Source organism: Falsiroseomonas algicola (assembly GCF_011040385.1).
GTDB lineage: Bacteria > Pseudomonadota > Alphaproteobacteria > Acetobacterales > Acetobacteraceae > Falsiroseomonas > Falsiroseomonas algicola.
On the sequence record NZ_JAAIKB010000017.1, the window covers coordinates 22,533 to 42,078 of the forward strand.

General features: G+C 71.1%; 19 protein-coding genes. 10 read left to right on the forward strand and 9 right to left on the reverse strand.

Annotated features, from left to right (window positions below; genetic code table 11):
* Window positions 1–188: 188 nt before the first annotated feature.
* The gene (locus G3576_RS26730) at window positions 189–791 is read left to right on the forward strand and encodes an HD domain-containing protein (RefSeq protein ID WP_207623055.1); all 603 of its coding nucleotides are present in this window, start codon (window positions 189–191) and stop codon (window positions 789–791) included.
* Window positions 792–805: 14 nt separating this feature from the next.
* Entirely contained in the window at window positions 806–1,552 is a 747-nt protein-coding gene (locus tag G3576_RS26735; RefSeq protein WP_328729899.1) for a GNAT family N-acetyltransferase, read from the forward strand.
* 67 nt (window positions 1,553–1,619) lie between these two features.
* Here the strand turns inward: G3576_RS26735 and G3576_RS26740 are convergent, their stop codons facing one another.
* On the reverse strand, window positions 1,620–2,591 hold the full coding sequence (locus G3576_RS26740) for a quinone oxidoreductase family protein (protein ID WP_164697551.1): 972 nt from the start codon (window positions 2,589–2,591) through the stop codon (window positions 1,620–1,622).
* Complete coding sequence (locus G3576_RS26745) at window positions 2,588–3,097, reverse strand: methylated-DNA--[protein]-cysteine S-methyltransferase (RefSeq protein ID WP_164697552.1); 510 nt, start codon at window positions 3,095–3,097, stop codon at window positions 2,588–2,590. The genes G3576_RS26740 and G3576_RS26745 overlap by 4 nt, the downstream gene beginning before the upstream one ends.
* 135 nt (window positions 3,098–3,232) lie before the next feature.
* Between G3576_RS26745 and G3576_RS26750 the strand changes: the two genes are divergently transcribed.
* From G3576_RS26750 to G3576_RS26775, 6 genes are read left to right on the forward strand one after another with little or no spacing between them, the layout of a single operon-like run.
* Window positions 3,233–3,616, forward strand: a complete 384-nt coding sequence (locus G3576_RS26750; RefSeq protein WP_164697553.1) for a (2Fe-2S) ferredoxin domain-containing protein — start codon at window positions 3,233–3,235, stop codon at window positions 3,614–3,616.
* 45 nt (window positions 3,617–3,661) lie between these two features.
* Window positions 3,662–4,981 carry a tRNA uridine-5-carboxymethylaminomethyl(34) synthesis GTPase MnmE gene (gene mnmE, locus G3576_RS26755; protein ID WP_164697612.1) on the forward strand — a complete coding sequence of 440 codons (1,320 nt, stop codon included), beginning with the start codon at window positions 3,662–3,664 and terminating at the stop codon, window positions 4,979–4,981.
* A 22-nt stretch (window positions 4,982–5,003) separates the two neighbouring features.
* Window positions 5,004–6,875, forward strand: coding sequence for a tRNA uridine-5-carboxymethylaminomethyl(34) synthesis enzyme MnmG (mnmG, locus tag G3576_RS26760; protein WP_164697554.1), 1,872 nt, complete (start codon window positions 5,004–5,006; stop codon window positions 6,873–6,875).
* 11 nt (window positions 6,876–6,886) lie between these two features.
* On the forward strand, window positions 6,887–7,525 hold the full coding sequence (rsmG, locus tag G3576_RS26765) for a 16S rRNA (guanine(527)-N(7))-methyltransferase RsmG (RefSeq protein WP_328729905.1): 639 nt from the start codon (window positions 6,887–6,889) through the stop codon (window positions 7,523–7,525).
* Window positions 7,506–8,315 carry a ParA family protein gene (locus G3576_RS26770; RefSeq protein ID WP_164697555.1) on the forward strand — a complete coding sequence of 270 codons (810 nt, stop codon included), beginning with the start codon at window positions 7,506–7,508 and terminating at the stop codon, window positions 8,313–8,315. Before rsmG ends, G3576_RS26770 begins: the two co-directional genes overlap by 20 nt.
* The gene (locus tag G3576_RS26775) at window positions 8,312–9,169 is read left to right on the forward strand and encodes a ParB/RepB/Spo0J family partition protein (protein WP_164697556.1); all 858 of its coding nucleotides are present in this window, start codon (window positions 8,312–8,314) and stop codon (window positions 9,167–9,169) included. The genes G3576_RS26770 and G3576_RS26775 overlap by 4 nt, the downstream gene beginning before the upstream one ends.
* Before the next feature lie 3 nt (window positions 9,170–9,172).
* Here the strand turns inward: G3576_RS26775 and holA are convergent, their stop codons facing one another.
* The 6 genes from holA to G3576_RS26805 all read right to left on the reverse strand — a co-directional run bounded on the left by holA (window position 9,173) and on the right by G3576_RS26805 (window position 16,468).
* Complete coding sequence (holA, locus tag G3576_RS26780) at window positions 9,173–10,186, reverse strand: DNA polymerase III subunit delta (protein WP_164697557.1); 1,014 nt, start codon at window positions 10,184–10,186, stop codon at window positions 9,173–9,175.
* Window positions 10,187–10,204: 18 nt separating this feature from the next.
* Entirely contained in the window at window positions 10,205–10,876 is a 672-nt protein-coding gene (lptE, locus tag G3576_RS26785) for an LPS assembly lipoprotein LptE (protein ID WP_164697558.1), read from the reverse strand.
* Window positions 10,869–13,490 carry a leucine--tRNA ligase gene (gene leuS, locus G3576_RS26790; RefSeq protein ID WP_164697559.1) on the reverse strand — a complete coding sequence of 874 codons (2,622 nt, stop codon included), beginning with the start codon at window positions 13,488–13,490 and terminating at the stop codon, window positions 10,869–10,871. Before leuS ends, lptE begins: the two co-directional genes overlap by 8 nt.
* Window positions 13,491–13,621: 131 nt before the next feature.
* A complete protein-coding gene (locus tag G3576_RS26795) occupies window positions 13,622–14,170 on the reverse strand; it encodes a DUF3576 domain-containing protein (protein WP_164697560.1) in 549 nt (182 codons plus the stop codon).
* A gap of 154 nt (window positions 14,171–14,324) precedes the next feature.
* Complete coding sequence (locus G3576_RS26800) at window positions 14,325–15,584, reverse strand: porin (protein ID WP_164697561.1); 1,260 nt, start codon at window positions 15,582–15,584, stop codon at window positions 14,325–14,327.
* Between the two features lie 275 nt (window positions 15,585–15,859).
* Window positions 15,860–16,468 carry a thiamine phosphate synthase gene (locus G3576_RS26805; protein WP_164697562.1) on the reverse strand — a complete coding sequence of 203 codons (609 nt, stop codon included), beginning with the start codon at window positions 16,466–16,468 and terminating at the stop codon, window positions 15,860–15,862.
* On the opposite strand from G3576_RS26805, the gene G3576_RS26810 reads away from it, so the two are divergent.
* Both G3576_RS26810 and trpS read left to right on the forward strand, forming a co-directional pair.
* Window positions 16,467–17,162 (forward strand): YggS family pyridoxal phosphate-dependent enzyme, encoded by a 696-nt coding sequence (locus tag G3576_RS26810; RefSeq protein WP_164697563.1) that lies wholly within the window; start codon window positions 16,467–16,469, stop codon window positions 17,160–17,162. The genes G3576_RS26805 and G3576_RS26810 overlap by 2 nt on opposite strands.
* 78 nt (window positions 17,163–17,240) lie before the next feature.
* Window positions 17,241–18,242, forward strand: a complete 1,002-nt coding sequence (gene trpS / locus G3576_RS26815) for a tryptophan--tRNA ligase (RefSeq protein ID WP_164697564.1) — start codon at window positions 17,241–17,243, stop codon at window positions 18,240–18,242.
* Window positions 18,243–18,377: 135 nt separating this feature from the next.
* Here trpS and G3576_RS26820 read toward each other — a convergent pair whose 3' ends face one another.
* Window positions 18,378–19,478, reverse strand: a complete 1,101-nt coding sequence (locus tag G3576_RS26820; protein ID WP_164697565.1) for an endonuclease/exonuclease/phosphatase family protein — start codon at window positions 19,476–19,478, stop codon at window positions 18,378–18,380.
* Window positions 19,479–19,546: the final 68 nt, after the last annotated feature.

The following is a 19,546-nucleotide window of genomic DNA, read 5'->3' on the forward strand; positions in this document are numbered from 1 at the left end:
GCCGGTCTCGCGGCGACAGGCCACAGCCCAGCGGCCAGCAGGGCCCCCGCCAGAAGCCGCCGGCCCATGATCGCACCCCACCTGTGCCGCATCCGCCGCCCTCCATCACTGATGCGGCCGCAGCGCCTGGCTGATGCGAGCCGCGATGGCATGGCGCATGATAGCGCCTGAAGGACATCGAGACCCCCATGGACGACCTGCCGCCCCGCCAGACGACCGAGCCCGACCAGGCCGAGGCCGCGATGGCGCGCCTGTTGCGCGCCGCGACCTTTGCCGCGCGCGTCCATGCGACGCATCGCCGAAAGGGCTCCTCCGCCGAGCCCTATGTGAATCATGTGCTGGAGGTCGCGCAGATCCTGGCCGCGCATGGCGCGCCGGAGGAGGCGATCCTGGCAGGCCTGCTGCACGACACGGTGGAGGACAGCGACAGGGACCCCGAGCCCATCACGCATGAGCGGCTGGTGCTGGAGTTCGGCGCGCTCGTGGCCGGCGTCGTCGCCGAGGCGACGGATGACAAGTCCCTGCCGAAGGAGGTGCGGAAGGCGCTGCAGGTGAGGCAGGCCGCGAAGAAGACCGATGCGGCGAAGATGCTGAAGCTGGCGGACAAGATCTCCAACCTCCGCGCCATCGCGGCGAGCCCGCCGGCCGGGTGGGACCATGCGCGGCGGCTGGAATATGTGGGCTGGGCGGGAAGGGTGGCCGCGGGGCTGCGGGGCGTGAATCCGGCGCTCGACGCGCTGTTCGACGCGACCTATCGGGATGCCGTGGCCAGGCTGGCCCAGGAAGCGTGAGAGCAGGCATGAGCGTGAGTGGATTTCCCGGCGTCTTTGCGGTGGAGCAGGCGACACTGACGGCAGTGCCGGCGCCGCGGCTGATCTTCGACGGGCCCTTCGTGGTGCGCCGCTACCTCGGCGGCACGGGGCGGGCCAATGCGGCCTGCCCGATGGACCCTCGGCCCGATCCGGGGCTGGCGGGGCGGATCGACCGGATCGAGGCCTTCTATGCGCGGATGGGACAGGTCTGCCGCTTCCGCTCCACGCCGCTCGATCCCGAGGGGATGGTGCCGATGCTGGAGGCAAGGGGCTATCGCCGCCATGACGAGAGCCAGGTGATCGCGGGGCCGCTCGCCGGCTTCGCAAAGCCTGATCCAGCGGTGGAGATCCTGTCCGGGCCGGAGGAGCGCTGGATGGCGGTGGTGGCGACGGCGGAGCACCAGTCCCCCGCGCGACGGGCGGAGAAGGCGGGCATGGCCGAGTTGCTGGCCGTGCCGGCCGCCTGGGTGCTGCTGCATGAGGATGGCGTGCCGGCGGCGACGGCCTTCGTCACGGCCGATGGCCCGCTGGCGGGTCTGTTCGACCTCTCGGTCCGCCCTGAGTTCCGCCGCCGTGGCCTCGGCCAGCGCGTCATGGCGGCAGCCGGCGCCTGGGCCCAGGGGCAGGGTGCCCGCTGGGCCTATGCCCAGGTCGCCTGCACCAACAAGGCGTCGCTGACGCTCAACGCCGGCCTCGGTTTGGTGGAGCGCTACCGCTACGTCTATTACTTGAAGAACTGACGGCGGGGCCCGGGGGCCGCCACGGCCCCCGGCGGGGGTACGGGGGCAGCGCCCCCGTCTACCCCTTTTAAGGAAGCAGCACCGTGCTCCCGGTCGTCTTCCGCGCCTCGAGCGCCCGATGCGCGTCCGCCGCGTCCTTCAGCGCAAAGCTCTGGTTCACCCGGATCTTCACCGCCCCCTTGGCCACGACGTCGAACAGCGCCGCCGCATGGGCTTCGAGGTCTTCCCGCTTCGAGGTGTAGGTCGCGAGGGTCGGGCGCGTCAGGTAGAGCGAGCCCTTGGCGGCGAGGATGCCGATATCGGTGGTGACGGGGCCGGACGCATTGCCGTAGGACACCATCATTCCGTAGGGCGCCAGGCAGTCGAGCGAGGTCGTGAAGGTGTCGCGGCCGACGCTGTCATAGACCACGGGCAGCATGGCGCCGCCGGTGATCTCCTTCACCCGGGCGGGCAGGCTTTCGATGCCGACCACCACATGGTCCGCGCCATGGGCCTTGGCGAGTTCGGCCTTCTCCTCCGTGCTGACGGAGCCGATGACGGTGGCGCCGAGGTGCTTGGCCCATTGCGTCATGATGAGGCCGACGCCGCCGGCCGCGGCATGCACGAGGATGGTCTGGCCGGGCTGGACCTTGAAGGTGCGGGTCAGCAGGAAGCCCGCGGTCATGCCCTGCAGCATCATGGCGGCGGCCTGGTCGAAGCCGATCGCCTCCGGCACCTTCACCAGGCGGTCGGCCTTGATGGTGCGGGCTTCCGCATAGGCGCCGATGGGGGCGGTCGCGTAGGCCACGCGGTCACCGGGCGCGACGTTGGTCACGCCCTCGCCCACGGCTTCCACGATGCCGGAGGCTTCCATGCCGATGGTCGCCGGCAGGGAGGGCGCCTTGTAGAGGCCGGTCCGGAAATAGACGTCGATGTAGTTCAGGCCGACCGCCTTGTGGCGGACCAGGGCTTCGCCGGGCTTGGGCGAGGGGAGGGGCACTTCCTCCCAGACCATCTTCTCGGGGCCGCCATATTCGTGGACGCGGATGGCATGGTTCATCGGGGGGTCGTCCCTGCGGATGGGGGGAAGAGCTCGGCCTGGGGGCCTTGGGGCTTGGCGGCCGCGCGTCGCTCCAGGTCGAGCAGCGCGCGCTTGGTGGGCGCCCCGTCGCCACCGGAATAGCCACCGAGCCGTCCGGCCGCGGCGGTCACGCGATGACAGGGGATGACGATCGGTATCGGGTTGGCGCCGTTGGCTTGTCCGATGGCGCGGGCGGATGAACCGAGCAACTGGGCAAGGTCACCATAGGACCGCGTCTCGCCCGGGGGAATGGCGCGCAGCGCGGTCCAGACCCGCTGCTGGAAGGCGGAACCGAAGGGCGCGAGCGGCAGGTCGAAGGCCATCCGCTTGCCGTCGAAGTAGTCCTGCAGCTGGGCGATTGCTTCCTTCAGCAGGGGTGTAGCCTCCTGGTCGCGGCCGCGGCCCCAGTCGAGGGCCACGATCGCGCCCTCGTCTTCCGAAAGGGTCACCTCGCCAACAGGGGTCAGGCAGGAGAGTTGGGGCATCGCATCCGTCCAGGGCGCGCCATGCGCCACAATCCTGCCCCACTCGTCAAGCCGGGGGCCAGGTCGCGGCCCTGGCCGGGCTCGCATGGCGTCGCTACATGGCATGCGAAGCCAGCCCTTGCCGGGAGTTCTCCTGTGACCGATGCCCCTGTCGCCACTGCGCCGAACCCGGAGCAGGCTGATCCGCCACCCTATTTCACCGCCCATGTCTTCGTCTGCTGCAACCGCCGGCCGGACGGTCACAAGCGCGGGTCGTGCGCCGCGGCAGGCAGCGAGGCGCTGCGCGACTACATGAAGGTGCGCGCCAAGGAACTCGGCCTGAAGGGCGTACGCATCAATCAGGCCGGCTGCCTGGATCGCTGCGAGTTCGGTCCCACGCTGGTGATCTACCCCGAGGGCGTCTGGTACGCGCCGAAGACGCGGGAGGATGTGGATGCGATCCTGACGGCGCATCTCCAGCAGGGTGGCCGGGCACGGCACCTGATGCTGACCGAGCATGACGTGGTCCCCAAGGGGTGAGGCCCCTCTGTTTCACGTGAAACACTCGCGGCGCGCCAGGCGGTGCTGACGGATACCATCTTCGCCAAGGCGTCCGGCGCCGGGCAGGCGGCGGTGGCGGTACTGCGGCTGTCCGGGGCCGCGACGGCCTCCGTGGTCCGGCGGCTGGCGGGCCGGCTGCCGGAGCCGCGCCGCGCGAGCCTGAGACGGCTGCGCGACCCCGGGGATGGGGAGGTGCTGGACCAGGCGCTGCTGCTCTGGTTCCCCGGCCCGGCCAGTTACACGGGCGAGGATTCAGCCGAACTCCACCTGCATGGCGGCAGCGCGGTGGTGGTGGCGGTCGCGGAAGCGCTGGTCCGGCTCGGGTGCCGTCCGGCGGAACCCGGGGAGTTCACCCGACGCGCTTTCCTCCATGGCCGCATGGACCTGACCCAGGCGGAGGCCATCGCGGACCTCATCGCCGCCGAGACGGCGGCCCAGCGGCGCCAGGCGCTGCGCCAGGCGGATGGGGCGCTGGCGCGGCTCTATGGCGGATGGACCGAACGACTGACCCGGATCCTGGCCCAGCAGGAAGCGGCTATCGAGTTCGAGATGGACGACCTGCCGACCGATGTCGCCGATCGCGCCAGGGAGGCTGCGGCGGCGCTGGCCGCCGAGATCACCGCGCATCTGGCGGATGGGCGTAGGGGGGAACGGCTGCGCGACGGTCTCTCCATCGCCATCATCGGCGCGCCGAACGCCGGCAAGTCATCCCTGCTGAATGCCCTGGCGGGGCGGGAGGCGGCCATCGTCTCCCCCATCGCCGGCACGACGCGCGATGTGGTGGAATGCCGGCTGGTCCTGGCCGGGGTGCCGGCCGTGATCGCGGATACCGCCGGGCTGCGCGCCACGATCGACGCCATCGAGCAGGAGGGCGTGCGCCGCGCCATCAAGCGGGCGGAAGAGGCGGACCTGGTCATCGGCGCCTTTGCGGCGGATGCCGGGCCCGATGCCGAGACGCTGGCATTGCTGCGCGGGGCACCGGAGACGATCCTGGTCGCGACGAAATGCGACCTGGGTGCGCCGCCCGTGCTGGAAAGGTCAGCCACGATGATCGCCACCAGCGCCATCACGGGGGAGGGGCTGCCGGCATTGCGCGCCGCGCTGGAAGCGGCCGCCCTGCGCCAGGCTGGCCTCGGCGACGCCCCCTTCCTGACCCGCGCCCGACACCGCGCGGCGCTGGAGGAAGCGGCACAACAATTGGACCAGGCGAGATCGGCGCCGCTGCCGGAACTGGCGGCGGAGGGCTATCGCGCCGCCCTGCTCGCGATCGGCCGGGTCACGGGCCGTGTCGATGTCGAACGCATCCTGGATTCCATCTTCCGCGACTTCTGCATCGGCAAGTGAAGGCCCTATACCCCGGCGCATGATGGCGACGACGACGTATGACGTGGTGGTGGTGGGTGGTGGGCATGCCGGCTGCGAGGCTGCAGCGGCCGCTGCCCGCTGCGGCGCGCGCACCCTTCTCCTCACCCACCGCATCGAGACGGTCGGCGAGATGTCCTGCAACCCCGCCATCGGCGGCATCGGCAAGGGCCATTTGGTGCGGGAGATCGACGCGCTGGACGGGCTGATCGCCCGCGCCGCGGATGCCGCGGCGATCCACGCCAAGGTGCTCAACCGCAGCAAGGGCCCCGCCGTCCGCGGCCCGCGCATCCAGGCCGATCGCAAGCTCTACCGCGCGTCCATGCAGCGGCTGCTGGCGGAGACGCCCAACCTGACGCTGTGTGGCGACGCCGCCGAGGATCTCGAACTGGACGCGACCGGCGCGGTCGCCGCCATCGTCACGGCCAGCGGCCTCCGCATCCCCTGTGGCGCCGTCGTCATCACCACCGGCACCTTCCTGCGTGGCGAGATCCATCTGGGCGAGGAACGCTTCCCCGCCGGGCGCGTCGGAGAGGCGCCGGCCATCGGCCTGGCCCGGACCCTGGAGCGCCTCGGCCTGCCGCTCGCCCGGCTGAAGACCGGCACGCCGCCCCGGCTCGACGGGCGCACCATCGACTGGGAAGCGCTGGAACCCCAGCCCGGCGACGACCCGCCGGAGCCCATGTCCTGGCTGACCGAGCGCATCACCAACCCGCAGGTGATGTGCCGCATCACCTGGACCGGCGCCGCGACCCATGCCGTGATCCGGGAGAACCTGCACCGCTCCGCCGTCTATTCCGGCCAGATCCAGGGGGTCGGCCCGCGCTACTGCCCCTCCATCGAGGACAAGATCGTCCGCTTCGCCGACCGGGAGCGGCATCAGATCTTCCTGGAGCCCGAGGGGCTCGACGACGATACGGTCTACCCGAACGGCATCTCGACCAGCCTGCCGGAAGGCGTCCAGGCCGCGATCATCACCTCGATCCCGGGGCTGGAGCGCGCGCGTATCCTCCGGCCGGGCTACGCCATCGAATACGACCATGTCGACCCGCGCGCCCTGCACCGGACGCTGGAAGTGCGGACCACGCGAGGCCTGTTCCTCGCCGGCCAGATCAACGGCACGACCGGTTACGAGGAAGCGGCCGCGCAGGGGCTGATGGCCGGGCTGAACGCCGCCCAGCGCGCCGGCGGCGAGACGCCGGACCGCGTCCTCGGCCGCGGGGAGGCCTATATCGGCGTGCTGGTGGATGACCTGGTGACCCAGGGCGTGACGGAGCCCTACCGGATGCTCACCGCCCGGTCGGAGCATCGCCTCAGCCTGCGCGCGGACAATGCCGGGCTTCGACTGACCGATCGCGGCATCGAATGGGGCTGCGTCGGCGCCGAACGCGCGACGCGTCACGCGCGGTTCGCCGGCGATGTCGCCGACGCCCTGGGCCGCGCGGCGGAAGACCTGGCAACCCCCAACGCCCTGGCTGCCGCGGGCATCCCGATCCGCCAGGATGGCCGCCGCCGGACGGTGCTGGAGGTGCTGGCCCTGCCGGACACCACGGCCGCCATGGCGGCCAGCGCCTTCCCCTGGCTCGCCACCCTGCCCCCCGCCATTGCGGTGCAGGTGGAAGCCGAAGCCTTCTACGCCCCCTACCTCCGCAAGCAGGAAGCGGAGCGCCGCATGCTGGCACGCGAGGAGCGGCTGGCGATCCCGGACGACCTCGACTTCAAGGCCATCCCGGGGCTCTCGACGGAAATGCAGCAGCGCCTGCTGCGCGCACGGCCGGACAGCCTGGGCAGCGCGGGCCGTGTGCCGGGCGTGACGCCGGCCGCCATCGCCGCACTGGCCGTCCATCTTCGACGGATCGCCGTCCAGGCGGTATAGGGGTGTTTCACGTGAAACAGTCGCCCCCGCCGACCCTGTCGCGCCTCCCCGAACGCGCGCCGCCCGATGCGGCGCAGCTGGCGATGCTCGACGCCTATCTGGACCTGCTGATCCGCTGGAACAGTCGCATCAACCTGGTGGCGGATGCGGCGCCCGACGTGCTGCGCCAGCGCCATATCCTGGATTGCCTGCAACTGGCCGCCCTGGTCCCACCAGGCAGCGAGCCCATCGCCGATCTCGGGGCTGGCGCCGGCTTGCCGGGCCTCGTCCTCGCCATCGCCACCGGCCGCCCGACCCATCTGGTGGAATCCGACCGTCGCAAGGCGGCCTTCCTGACCGAAGCGGCAGCCCGACTCGACCTGAAGGGCGTAAAGGTGCACCCGACCCGTATCGAGGACGCGACCCTGCCGCCCATCGCCATCGTCACCGCCCGCGCCCTGGCGCCGCTGGATCGCCTGCTGCCGCATGCCGCCCGGCTGCTGGAGACGGGTGGCATCGCGATCTTCCCCAAGGGTCGCACGGCAGAGGCCGAGCTCGCCGCAACCCGCCCCGCCTGGACCTGCCAGGTGGAACGCTTCGCCAGCCAGACCGACAGGGAGGCGACCATCTTCCGCCTGAGCGATATCCGACATGCCAGCCCGGAAGCCTGACCACCGCCCGCGCATCCTGGCCTTCGCCAACCAGAAGGGCGGCGTCGGCAAGACGACGACGGCGATCAACCTCGCCGCCGTGCTCGCCGCCAGCCACAAGGTCGCGCTGCTCGACCTTGACCCGCAGGGCAATGCCTCGACAGGCCTCGGCATCGGCCGCCAGGACCGCGCCGCCGGCACCTACGCCCTGCTGGCCGAAGGACGCCCGCTTGGCGACCTGCTGCGCCCGACGCCGGTGCCCAACCTCACCATCCTCCCCGCCGACCCCGACCTCGCCGGTGCCGAGATCGAACTGGTGGGGCTGGAGGCGCGCGAGCGGCGCCTCGCCCAATGTTTCGCCGAGGCGGCGGAGACGCTCGCCGGCTACGACTACGTCTTCCTGGACTGCCCGCCCTCCCTCGGCCTCATCACGCTGAATGCCCTGGTTGCCGCGGATGGCGTGCTGGTGCCGCTGCAGACGGAGTTCTTCGCGCTGGAAGGCATCAGCCAGATCACCCGCACCATCGACCGGGTGCGCCGCGCGCTGAACAGCCGCCTGACGCTGGAAGGCATCGTGCTGACCATGGCCGACCGCCGGAACAACCTGTCCGAGCTGGTGGCCAGCGATGTCCGCGGCTTCTTCAAGGACAAGGTGTTCGAGACGGTGATCCCCCGCAATGTCCGCGTCAGCGAGGCCCCTTCCCACGGCCTGCCGGTCCTGCTCTACGACTTCCGCTCGCCCGGCGCACAGGCCTACGTGAAGCTGGGCGCTGAATTCCTGAAGCGCGAACGGGCGCGGAGCCGGCCATGAGCAGCACGACACGCAAGCCGACCTCCCGCCTGGGCCGCGGTCTTTCCGCCCTGATCCCGGATGCGCCGGCGCCCGCTCCGGGCGAGGCGCTGCGCCAGGTCCCGATCGAATCCCTGGAGCCCGGCCCCTTCCAGCCAAGGGGGATCATGGACAGCACCAGCCTGGAGGAGCTTGCGACCTCCATCCGGGAACACGGCATCCTGCAGCCCATCCTGGTTCGCCCGAAGCCGGACCATCCCGGTGCCTACGAGATCGTCGGCGGCGAACGCCGCTGGCGCGCCGCCCAGGTCGCCCAGCTCCACGAAGTTCCCGTTGTCGTCCGCGATCTCGGCGACCGGGAGGCGATGGCGGCCGGCCTGGTCGAGAACCTGCAGCGTCAGGACCTGAACGCGGTGGAGGAGGCGGAGGGCTACAAGCGCCTCGTGGAAGAGTTCGGCCTGACGCAGGAGAGCCTCGGCCAATCCGTCGGCAAGAGCCGCAGCCACGTCGCCAATACGCTGCGCCTGCTCGGCCTGCCGCAGCAGGTGCGGGACCTCGTCCGGCAGGGCAGCCTCTCCGCCGGCCATGCCCGCGCCCTGATCGGCGCCGCGGATCCCGTCAAGCTCGCGGCCCAGGTCGTGGTGCGCGGCCTCAACGTCCGCCAGACCGAGGCGCTCGTCGCCGCCAGGCCGCGTCCGATCGGGCCGCGCGAGAAGGCCGAGGATCGGGAGACGCGGGCGCTGGAGCGGGACCTGACGGAGAAGCTCGGCCTGCAGGTCGTGGTGAAGCACCAGGGCAAGGCGGGCGAGGTGACGATCCGCTACAAGGATCTCGACCAGCTCGACGGCATCGTCCGCCTGCTGTCGGGCGGCTGATCCTCAGCGCCGGTTGAAGCCGGCCGCCTGCCGGGCGATCGCGGCGATGGCGGCGCGCGCGATGACCAGGTCGGAATCCCGGAAGGCCGTCGTCTTGGTGCGCTTCTCCGCCTCCAGCAGCGCCGCGCCCTGGGCCTCCAGCGCCGCCACCGGCCAGTTGCGCAGCGCCCGGTCGAAGGCGGGCTTGTGGCGGAAGAAGACGGGAGGGCGCAGCACGCCGGAATCGCCCCCCGCCACCGCCGCCTCGTGCAGTCGCTGCATGTGCCGCAGCGTCGCCCGCACCACCATCACGGGGTTCGCGCCTTCGGCGAAGGCGGCATCCAGGGCGCGGTCCGCCGCCAGGGCGTCGCCGGCGGTGGCCGCCATCAGCGCCTCGTCCAGATCCATCGCCGCGCCCTCGGCCACGCAGGCCATGGCCGCTTCCTCGTCCACCCGGCCGCCCTCGCCGACATAGAGCGCAAGGACCTCCACCGCCCGGCGCAGCATCATCCGATCCTCGCCCAGCCGTGCCGCGAGCCAGGACACGGCCGAGCCATCGGCCTGCACGCCCTGTTCCTTCAACAGCCGGGCGATGGTGCCGGCCAGTGCCTCATCCCGCTCCCGATAGCAGGGGATGGCCGCGACATCCGGCGCCGCCTCGGCCAGCGCGCGGAGCTTGGAGCGGGACTGCAACTCGCCCGCCTCCATCACCACCAGCGCCTCGGCGCGCGTCGCCAGCATGTCCTTCAGCGCATTGGCGTGCGCATCGGTGGCATCCCGCAGGCGCACCACGCGGCGCCCTCCCGTCATCGCCAGTGCGGAGGCCTCGCCCGCCAGCACCCCGGCCCGTGCCGCCTCCTCCCGCGTCAGGTCAGCCAGGCGGAAGGGGTCATCCATGGCCCCGCCGAGCACCGACCGGACCAGCCCCTCCGCCCGTTCCCGCACCAGGCCTGAATCCTCGCCGAACAGCAGCACGGCTCGCAGGGCGCCGGGCTCCGCCAGCACGGCCTGGGCGCGACGCGCATCGATCTTGGCCATGACGCCCGCCGCCCCGCCTCAACGCGAACCCGGTGGCAGCCCCAGCAAGCCCGGCGACGCCGGATCGGTCAGCCCCTGCGGGATGGCGTCAATGGGCGCCTGGGGCAGGGTGGCCGGCCCCTCGATGGGCGCAACGGCGCCGCCTTCGGCCCGCCGGCGGAACTCCACCGCGATCCGCGTCACGATCTGCTCCGCGAGCGTCGCGGCCAGCCGCTGTTCCGTCGCTTCCCGGCTGCTGTCGGCGGCGAAGAACTGGTTGACCGGGATGTTGAAGGCCTCGATCGCGCGTTCCTGGCCCGACATGATGCCCTCCGGCGGCGGCCCGAGCCGCACCAGCACCCAATTCGCCGTGGCGATATAGCGGATGCGGGTTGCCGTGCCGTCGATCTGCACGCCGACCCCCTCGGCCGAGACACCGGGCCCAACGCGCAATTCATGGACCGCCTGCCGCGGGCCGCCGATGCCGGTCCCCAGGCGCTGCACCAGGCCCCTGCGCATCAACTGGCCGAAGCGCTCGTTGATCGGGGCGACCCGGATCGAGAGCAGCTGGTCCCGCAGCGCGGGCTCCCCCGCCGCCACGGCCGCCGCGCCATTGCTGCCGTAGAGCGGCCTGAACCCGCACCCCGACAGCAGGCCGGCCGCCGCCAGCAGGGCGGCGCGACGCCCGAAGCGCGTCACGTCCTCAGACAACGAAATTGACGACCCGTCCGGGGACATGGATGCGCTTCCTGACCGGCTTGCCTGCGAAGGCACGCTGCACGTTCTCCTCCGCCTCGGCCAGGGCGAAAATCTCCGCCTCGGAGGCCCCGGCCGCGACCTCGATCGTGGCCCGCAGCTTGCCCAGCACCTGCACGGCCAGCGTCACCGTCTCCGCCTTCAGCAGCGCGGGATCGGCTTCCGGCCAGGGCATCTGCGCCACCAGGCTCTCCCGGCCCGGATCCAGCAGGCTGAACAGCTCCTCCGCCAGATGCGGCATCATGGGCGCGGAGAGGCGCGCCAGCATCTCCAGCGCCTCTCGCCGCGCCGCACCCATGCCCTCGGCGGCGGCCTGCGCCTCGGCCTCGCCGATCGCATTGGCGAATTCATGGATGCGGGCGACGGCGACGTTGAAGGCGAAGCTCTCCAGCGCCTCCGTCACCGCGGCGATGGTGCGGTGGGTCGCCTGCCGCAGCTTCCGCGCGGCGCCGGTCGCCTCGCCTGCCGGCGTCCCGGCGGGGGGCAGGGCCGGCAGGGCGTTGCTGGCCAGGCGGAACAGGCGCTGGGTGAAGCGGAAGGCGCCGGCCACGCCGGATTCCGTCCATTCCATGTCCCGCTCCGGCGGGTTGTCCGCCAGGATGAACCAGCGCGCAGTATCGGCCCCGTATTTCGCGATGATCGCGCCGGGGTCGATGGTGTTGCGCTTGGACTTGGACATGGCCTCGATGCGGCCGATGGTCACCGCCTCGTTCGTGCCCTTCACCGTCGCCGTGCGGCTGCCATCGGCGGCGGTGCCGAACTCCACCTCCTCCGGATAGAGCCAGCGGCCATCGGCGCCCTTGTAGCTCTCATGCTGCACCATGCCCTGGGTGAAGAGCCCCGCGAAGGGCTCCGCCACCGCCAGGTGACCCGTGGCCTGCATCGCGCGGGTGAAGAAGCGGCTGTAGAGCAGGTGCAGGATCGCGTGCTCGATGCCGCCGATATACTGGTCCACCGGCAGCCAGGCATCCACCGCCTCCCGCGTCACCGGCGGCTCCGCCTGCGGGCTGCAGAAGCGGGCGAAGTACCAGGAACTGTCGACGAAGGTGTCGCAGGTATCGGTCTCACGCCGCGCCGGCTTGCCGCAGGACGGGCAGGCGACATGCTTCCAGCTGGGGTGGTGGTCGAGCGGATTACCGGGCTTCGAGAAGTCGACGTCATCGGGCAGCACGACCGGCAGCTGGTCCTGCGGCACGGGCAGCGCGCCGCAATCGTCGCAATGGATGACCGGGATCGGGCAGCCCCAGTAGCGCTGGCGGCTGACACCCCAGTCCCGCAGGCGCCAGTTCACGACGCCGGTGCCGGTGCCGAGGCCCTCCAGCCGGTCGATCACCGCCCGCTTGGCCGCAGGCACCGCGAGGCCGTCCAGGAAATCGGAATTGTAGATGGTGCCGTCGTCGGTATAGGCGACGTCGCCGACCGCGAAGCTGGCCGGATCGGCGCCCGGCGGCAGCACCACAGGGGTCACGGAAAGCCCGTATTTCCGGGCGAAGTCGAGGTCCCGCTGGTCATGCGCCGGGCAGCCGAAGATGGCGCCGGTGCCGTATTCCATCAGCACGAAATTGGCGATCCAGACGGGGTATTCGCGCCCGTTGAAGGGGTGCTTCACCCGGAAGCCGCTGTCGAAGCCGCGCTTCTCCGCCTGCTCGATCGCGGCCTCGCTCGTGCCCATGCGGCGGCATTCCGCCACGAACTCGGCGGCCGCCGGATTGGACGCGGCCGCCGCGGCCGCCAGCGGGTGTTCCGCGGCGACGGCCAGGAAGGACATGCCGAACAGCGTATCCGGCCGGGTGGTGAAGACCTCCACCTCCTCGGTCCCGTCCACCGGCTGCGCCAGCTTGAAGCGCACCCGCGCGCCCTCGCTGCGGCCGATCCAGTTGGACTGCATCAGCTTCACGCGTTCCGGCCAGCGATCCAGGCCGCCCAGCGCCTCCAGCAGGTCGGGCGCATACTTGGTGATGCTCAGGAACCACTGGCTGAGCTTCTTCTTCTCGACCAGCGCGCCCGACCGCCAACCACGGCCGTCGATGACCTGCTCATTCGCCAGCACGGTGCCGTCCACCGGGTCCCAGTTGACCCAGCTCTCCTTCCGCTCGACCAGCCCGGCCTTCCAGAAATCCAGGAACAGCTTCTGCTGCTGGCCGTAATAGGCGACGTCGCAGGTGGCGAATTCGCGGGACCAGTCCAGCGACAGGCCCATGCGCTTCAGCTCGGCGCGCATGTTGGCGATGTTGGCGTAGGTCCATTGGCCCGGATGGATGCCGCGTTCCCGCGCCGCATTCTCCGCCGGCAGGCCGAAGGCGTCCCAGCCCATGGGGTGCATCACCAGATGCCCGCGGGCCCGCTTGTAGCGCGCCACCACGTCGCCCAGCGTGTAGTTCCGGACGTGCCCCATATGGATCTTGCCCGACGGGTAGGGGAACATCTCCAGCACGTAGTACTTGCGGGCATCCGCGGGCGGCACATCGGGCACCGCGAAGACGCCGCGCTTCTCCCATTCCGCCTGCCAGCGGGGCTCGGCGGCGGCGAAGTCATGGCGCGCGGGAGGGGTCGGTGCGATCTCGTTCATCGTGCTGCGCTGCGTCGGTCTGCTGGGAGCCGCAGGCATAGAACCCCCGCGCGCCGCTGGAAAGGGCGCGGGGCCGGATGAAGCGAGGGGGACCGGGGCGGGGCCGCCCCGGCCCGATCAGCAGGTAGCGTTCAGCGGGCGGCGGCGGTGGCCTGGGAGCGCAGCTCGCGCGCCCGGCTCAGCACCTGGTCCTCAAGCTCCGAGGCCGTGCCGGCGGAGACGGGAACATCCACCCAGGCATTCCCGCGCAGTTCCTGGCGGAAGATGGCGATGCGCACGCCATCGGAGCGCAGCTGCCGGCCGAGGATATAGGCCGTGGCACGGAAGCGTTCGCCGGTGGTGCCGGGCGGCGAATACCAGTCGGTGATCAGCACGCCGCCGAAGGGATCGGCGGAGGCCAGCGGCATGAAGGACAGCGTGTCCAGCGAGGCGCGCCAGAGAAAGGCGTTGACGCCGATGCCACTCTGCTCCCCGGCACCGCCGCCCCGCTGGCTGCCGCGGTCATTGCCGAAGATCAGGATGCCGTCCTCGCCCGTCAGCCGGCCACGGACGCGGGCGCGCCGGCTGTCATTGTTGTATTCGTCGATCTCGGGCACGCGCATGTTCTCGGACAGGGTGGAGCACCCCGCCAGGACGCTGGCGACGAGGCCGACCGACAAGATGTTCCGCAGGCGCCGCATGATCCAACCCCAAGGTCACGGGGGTACCGAAACCCCACGGCCACCTTCCTAGCCGCTTTGCAGGCCCGCGCAAACCAGCCGCGAGGACGCCCCCAAAAAGAAGGAGGGCGGCAGGTTGCCCTGCCGCCCTCCCCGAACAACCGATCCGGAAGGATCAGAAGGTCAGGCGCGTACCGATGATCACGATGTCGATGTCGCGGTTGCGGCCACCCGAGCCGTTGCCGGCAGCGGCCAGCGCCGTCGGGTTGGTCGCATTGTTCGCGATGTTGCGGTCCGTGATCGACGTGTAGTTGGCGAACACGTCCATGCCCGGGGCCAGCGTGTACACCGCGCCGAGGCCGTAGGCGGTCTGCTCGCGATCCGAGAGGCCCGGGCCGTTGTCGCGCGTGCCGTGGCTGTAGAAGGCGCCGACGGCGAAGGCACCCATCGTGTAGGTGGCGCCGAGCGTGTAGTTGCTGGACCCGCTCAGGCCGTCACGAATGGCCGCGCGGCCGAAGGACGCACCGGCATACTTGCCCCACACGTAGTGACCACCGAGGGTCAGGCCCGCGAAGGTCACGTTCAGGCCGGCCTGGTACGCGGTCGGGTCCTGCAGGCCCACGGTCGCGCCGTTGAACACGACGCCGTTCGTCGTCTGCGCGTCGCCGCGCATCGCGCTGATGGCGGCGGCCACGCCGACATTGCCGAAGGAGCCGCGGTAGCGCAGCGCACCGGAGATCTCGTTGCGGATCGTGCCCTGCGTCGGGTCACGCTGCAGGCCGGACGCGTTCGGGACGCTGAAGTGCTCGCCCTCGAAGCCGTTCGGCGCGTAGCTGACGCCGAAGTCGAAGCCGAAGAACTGCGGCGACATGTAGATGATCTTGGTGGCGTCGCTGCCGTCGTTGATCGTCGACAGGATGTAGCGCGTGCCATCGGCCGCCGGCGCGATGAACTCGTCCCAGCCAGCGGACTCGCCGAGGTTGGTCACGGACGGGGCGGAAACCTTGAGCTGGTCGGCCGCGCTGTCCTGGTCGCCGAACTGCAGGGTGCCGAGCGTCGGGCTGGAGACGAAGCCCCACATCTCGTCGGTGTCGACCACACCACCGTTGCCGGCGCCGCCGGTGTTGGTGACGTTGTCCATCTGCAGCTCGATCTCGGCGCCGTAGGTCAGGCCGTTCGCGGTCTTGCCGCGCACGATCACCGAGATCTCCATGTCAGCGCGGAAGTCGACCTTGTCGCGGTTCACGGTGCGGGCCGGCGCGGCGCCCACGGCCGGAACGGTCACGGCGTTGCGGTCCTGCGTGTCGGACACGTGGCCGCCGGTGAACTCGAAGTAGCCGCCGACGCGAACCGTCGGGGCCGTCTGCGCCTGAGCCACGTTGCTCAGCAGCGCAGCGCCGACCACCGCAGTGGTGCCCAGCAGAATCTTGCGCATAGTTAAACCTCCTCCTGCACCGGGTGGCCCCCGGCATGCGACGACCCGCCTGCCCCCCTCGGCAGGACGCCGCCACCAGAAGAAATCCCCCGATGGCAGTCAGGCCCGGGCGGACTATGGTCTGGCCCCATCCCCGGCGGCAACGGTCCAGCAACCAACCTCGCGACTTCCGCGAGACACTGTGGCGGCAGAGCCACAGCATGTTGCGCGACATTTCGCGGCGCGTGAGCAGGCCACGGCGTCATGAGACGTCGCTGGAGCGCGCAAATGCGCAGCTATCCGCCGCGCAGCGCGCCGATCGCGGCAAGGCCCGCCAGGCGGGCCCATGGCAGCCGCCCAGCCGTCCGGGCGCCAACCCCCCCCAGCGCCACCGCCGGTGCCGGCAGCCGCCGCGCCAGCGCGGCCCAGCGCAGCGGCCCGAGCGCCGGCGCGCCGGGATGGCTTTCCGTCGGAAAGGCCGGGGAGACGAAGCCAAGGTCCGGACGCAGCCGCCGCGCCCGCGCCAGTGCCGCCCGCCCATGCACCGCCATCGACAGCAGTGCCCAAGGCGCCCCGGCGCGCCTCGCCAACAGGAAGGGCAGCAGGCCACGCGCCGGGACCCGGTCCGGCAGGTGCAGCCCGGCCCGCGCCGCCAGCGCGGCCCGCCCGTCCCCGCCCACCAGCAGCACCAGGCCCCGCGCCCGCGCCAGCCGCGCCAGGCCCCGCAGCACGCGGCGCTTCGCCCCCCGCGCCAGCACGCCCTGGCCGCGTGGCAGAAGGGCCGCCGCCGGCCGGGGATCGGGCAACCTTGCCGGGTCGGACAGCAGCCACAGCCGCGGCAGCCGCCTTCCCCGCGCGATCGGCGGCTTGAGGCGCCGCGACCAGACCTCTAGCGTCCGCGCCATGAACGACCCCTCGAACACCCTCGCCCCCATCGCCGCCAACCTGGCGCGGGTGCGCGACAGCATCGCGGAAGCCTGCCTGCGCGCCAACCGCGATCCGGCCTCCGTCACCCTGGTCGCCGTCTCCAAGACCAACCCGCAGGAAGCCGTGCTGGCCGCCCTCGCCGCCGCCCAGACCGTGTTCGGGGAGAACCGGGTGCAGGAGGCGCAGCAGAAATTCCCGGGCTTGCGCCCCGACCACCCGCAGCTTCGCCTTCACCTCATCGGCGCGCTGCAGACCAACAAGGCACGGGATGCGGTGCGCGTGGCCGATGTGATCGAGAGCCTGGACCGCCCGAAACTTGCCACCGCCATCGCCGAGGCCATGGCGAAGGAAGGCCGCCGCCCCGGCCTGCTGGTGCAGGTCAATATCGGCGACGAACCCCAGAAGGCCGGCGTGCCGACCGCGGAGGCCGATGCCTTCATCCGCGCCTGCCTCGATGACCACGGCCTGCCGGTGGAGGGGCTGATGTGCATCCCGCCGGTGGAGGGCGACCCCCGCCCCCATTTCGCCGCGCTGCGGGAGATGGCGGCGCGCCATGGCCTCAAGACCCTCTCGATGGGCATGTCCGGCGACTACCAGGCCGCCATCGCGGAAGGCGCCACCCATGTCCGGATCGGCACCGCCATCTTCGGCCATCGCCGCCCCGCGGCGTGAGGCCATATGGCCCTATCCGGCTTGACGCCGCGCGCCCACCCGGCACAACCACGCCCCATCACACGAGCGATACAGCCAATGACCCGCGTCTTCTCCGGCATCCAGCCCTCGGGCGTCCCGACCCTCGGCAACTACCTCGGCGCCATCCGCAACTGGGTGCCGATGCAGGACACGCATGAGAGCATCTTCTGCGTCGTCGACCTGCATGCCATCACCGTCTGGCAGGACCCGAAGGAACTGGCGCGGCAGACGCGGGAGATGGCGGCGGCGCTGATCGCCTGTGGGCTCGACCCGAAGCGCTGCACGCTGTTCATCCAGTCGCACGTCCACGCCCACACGCGCCTCGCCTGGATCTTCAACTGCGTGGCCCGCCTCGGCTGGCTGAACCGCATGACCCAGTTCAAGGACAAGGCCGGCAAGGACCGGGAGGCCGCGTCCTCCGGCCTCTACGTCTATCCGAACCTCATGGCGGCCGACATCCTGACCTACCACGCGACCATGGTCCCGGTGGGCGACGACCAGCGCCAGCACCTGGAACTGGCCAACGACATCGCCGAGAAATTCAACCACGATTACGGCGTGGATTTCTTCCCGCGGATCGAGCCGCTGATCCAGGGCGTCGCCGCCCGCGTCATGTCGCTGCGCGACGGCACGAAGAAGATGTCGAAGTCGGATCCCTCCGACCAGTCGCGCATCAACCTGACCGACGACCACGACGCCATCGCGCTGAAGATCCGCCGCGCCAAGACGGACCCGGAACCGCTGCCCGACCATGTCTCGGGGCTCGAGGCGCGGCCGGAGGCCCGCAACCTGGTCGGCATCCTCGCCGCCATCACCGGCACCATGCCGGAGAACGTGCTGCGGGAGCATGGCGGCAAGGGCTTCGGCGCCTTCAAGGAGGTGCTGGTGGAGGCGCTGGTCGGGCACCTGACGCCGATCCAGCGGGAGATCACGCGCCTGCTGGACGATCCCGCCGCGCTCGACGCGCAGCTGCGGCTCGGCGCCGACCGGGCGGAGGCGATCGCCGCCCCGATCTGCGCGCGGGCGGAGGGAATCGTGGGCTTCCTGCCTCGACGTTAGACCAACGGCCCTTTCGCGTAACCGCTCCAGGGCCCCTCAGACGCCGGCGGAAACCTCCGGTTTCCTTGGCTTCGCCGCATAGGCGGCGGCGCCCATTCGGGCGCTCGGACCGGTCAACAGACCGGTCCGCTGTCATCAGTTGCCTACGGGAGGCTTGCCGAGCGCAGCAGCCTCCCGCCCCTCCGCGATCTTCTGCGCGGCCTCCTCCTCGTCATCCTCATCCGCCTCGGGGATCTCGGCCTCCGCCACCGCGGTGGCGTCGTGGCAGAGGGTGATGCAGATGGCGAAGTGGTCCGACCCGTAATAGGGCAGCACCCGCAGCCCCGCGACGCGGAAGCGGGCATCGTGGAAGACGTGGTCCAGCGGCCAGCGGGCGAACCAGTGCTCCGCATGGAAGGTGGGGTAGAGCCCGCGCCCGACGCGCGGGTCCAGCAGCCCGCTCAGGCGCTGGAACAGCCGCGTGGTGTGGGACCAGGCGACGTCGTTGAGGTCGCCGCAGACGATGGTCGGCCGCGGATTGCCCGCGACCTCCTTCGCCACCAGCAGCAGCTCCGCATCCCGTTCCGCCACGTCATTGCCGATCTGCGGCGGCTCCGGATGCAGGCAATGCAGGTCCACGAGGCGCCCGGAGCGCAGCCGGACCCGCGCGAAGATGGAGGGGATGTCCTTCGTCACCCTCTCCCGCACCACCGCGTCCCGCAACCGGAGGCGGGAGAAGAGGTGGATGCCATAGGTGTTCTCCAGCGGGTGCAGTACGGCGAAGGGATGGGTCTCCAGCAGCGGGCGCAGCTGGGTCTCCCACCAGGCATTCGTCTCCAGGGTCAGGATCAGGTCCGGATCGACGCGGCGGATCAGCGCCAGAAGGTCGGGGGCGCGCCGGTTCTCCTGCAGCACATTGGCCACCAGGATGGTGAGGCAGTCCTTGGCCTCGGGGTGCCGGACGCCCGGCACCTGCTTCCGGTGCAGGATGGTGTAGGGCCAGATGCGGAAGACCTGCCAGACGAAGCAGGCCAGCGTCGCGATGCGCAGCACCCCTTCCGCACCGCCCCAGGGCAGAACCACGGCCTGGAAGGACGCCATCACGATCAGCCCGGCCGCGAGTTGCAGGCGCGGATAGTCCCACAGCCGGATCCACCACCAGGGCCGCTTCGACAGCGGCAGCAGGGTGAGCCCCACCAGCAGCAGCGACACCGTCCACACCAGGATCGCGGGCAATGCCGCCCAGCCCACCGTCATCAGCCCTGCCTGTTCCTGCCGCGCTCGTCCCGTAGCGCCGGAATGCGGCGGCATGGCGGGGGCGGCGA